The sequence below is a fragment of the Streptomyces sp. XY431 genome (assembly GCF_001279805.1).
Lineage (GTDB): Bacteria > Actinomycetota > Actinomycetes > Streptomycetales > Streptomycetaceae > Kitasatospora > Kitasatospora purpeofusca.
Map to the genome: position 1 here is coordinate 1 of NZ_LGDO01000234.1, position 1,910 is coordinate 1,910.

Annotated in this window: 1 protein-coding gene; it reads left to right on the forward strand. The window is 72.8% G+C overall.

Annotation, left to right across the window (positions count from 1 at the left end):
• Nucleotides 1-1,910, forward strand: a 1,910-nt coding sequence (locus ADK60_RS22125; RefSeq protein ID WP_053648353.1) for a type I polyketide synthase, incomplete at both ends; no start/stop codon positions are given.

Below are 1,910 nucleotides of genomic sequence, written 5' to 3' on the forward strand. Positions count from 1 at the left end.
CCCTACACCGGCACCTGGCCCCCCACCGGCGCCCAACGCATCGACACCACCGGCAGCTACCAGCGGCTCAGCACCGTCGGCTACGGCTACGGCCCCACCTTCCAGGGGCTCACCGCGCTCTGGCAGCAGGGCCAGGACCTCTACGCCGAGATCGTCCTCCCCACCGACACCGACGGCTTCGCCCTGCACCCCGCCGCCCTGGACGCCGCCCTCCACCCCCTGCTCGCCGACGAACTCCTGGTCCCCTTCTCCTGGAACGGCGTCCAGCTCCACGCCACCGACGCCACCACCCTGCGCGTCCACCTCACCCGCCGGGGCGAAGGCGCCGCCCACCTCACCGCCTACGACACCGGCGGCCACCCCGTCGTCACTGTCGACGACCTCCGCCTCCAGCGGATGTCCGCCGACCAGCTCGCCACCACCACCGACGAACCGCTGTACGAGCTTCGTTGGCACGAGGTCCCGCGTCCGCAGAATCCCGTCGTACCGGAGGACATCGCGGTCGCCCGGGTCGAGACCGACGGCGATCTGTTCACCCGCCTCACCGAAGTCCTCGAACTCACCCAGCAGTTCCTCACCGACCCCGCCAACGAGGACACCCGGCTGGTCGTCCTCACCCAGGGGTCCCTCACCGATCACCCCGACCCCGTCACCGCCGCCGTCTGGGGCCTGCTCCGCTCCGCCCAGACCGAACAGCCGGGCCGCATCCTGCTGATCGACGTCGACATCTGGTCGGACGAGGCGTTCGCCACCGCCATCGCCACCGGTGAGCCCCAAGTGGCCCTCCGGGCGGGTCAGGTGTTCGTCCCCCGGCTCGCTCTCGCGAACTCCGGCGCCGACCCGGCGCCGACCTGGGACCCGAACGGCACGGTGCTGATCACCGGCGCGAGCGGCACCCTGGGCAGGCTGGTCGCCCGCCATCTGGTCACCGAGCACGGCGTCCGCCACCTGCTGCTGCTCAGCCGCAGCGGTGCCCGGGGCTCCGAGGAGTTCGCCACCGAACTCGTCGAACTCGGCGCCACTCCCGCCTTCGTCGCCTGCGACGTGGCCGACCGCGACCAGCTGGCCGCGGCCCTGGCCGGCGTCCCGGCCGAGCACCCGCTGACCGCCGTCGTCCACGCCGCCGGTGTCCTCGACGACGCCGCCGTCACCAACCTCACCGCCGAGCAGCTCGCCAACGTCCTGCGCCCCAAGACGGACGCCGCCGACCTCCTGCACGAGCTCACCGCTGAGGCCGACCTCGCCGCGTTCGTGGTGTTCTCCTCGGTCGCGGGCGTCATCGGTACGGCAGGACAGGCCAACTACGCCGCCGCCAACGCCTACCTCGACGCGCTGGCACAGGCCCGGCACGCGGCCGGTCTGCCGGCGACCTCGCTGGCCTGGGGCCTGTGGGCGGACGCCAGCTCCATGACCGGGCACCTCGACAGTGCCGACCTGGGCCGTCTCAGCCGCACCGGCCTCGCCCCCCTCAGCACCGCCCAGGGCCTCAACCTCCTCGACCAGGCCCTCACCACCACCCACCCCACCCTCGTCCCCGCCCGACTCGACCTCCTCACCCTCCGCACCCACGCCACCAACAACACCCTCCCCACCCTCTACCGCAACCTCGTCCGCCCCCCCACCCGACCCCCCGCCACCCCCACCAGCCCCCAAACCGGCACCTGGACCACCGACATGGCCGCCCTCACCCCCGAGGAACGCCACACCACCCTCATCACCCTCCTCCACCACCACATCAACACCGTCCTCGGCCACACCACCACCGACACCCCCGACACCGACCGACCCTTCCGCGACATGGGCTTCGACTCCCTCACCGGACTCGAACTCCGCACCCGACTCCAGAACACCACCGGCCTCCGACTCCCCCCCACCCCCGTCTTCGACGACCCGGGCGCCGCCCGGGCGGG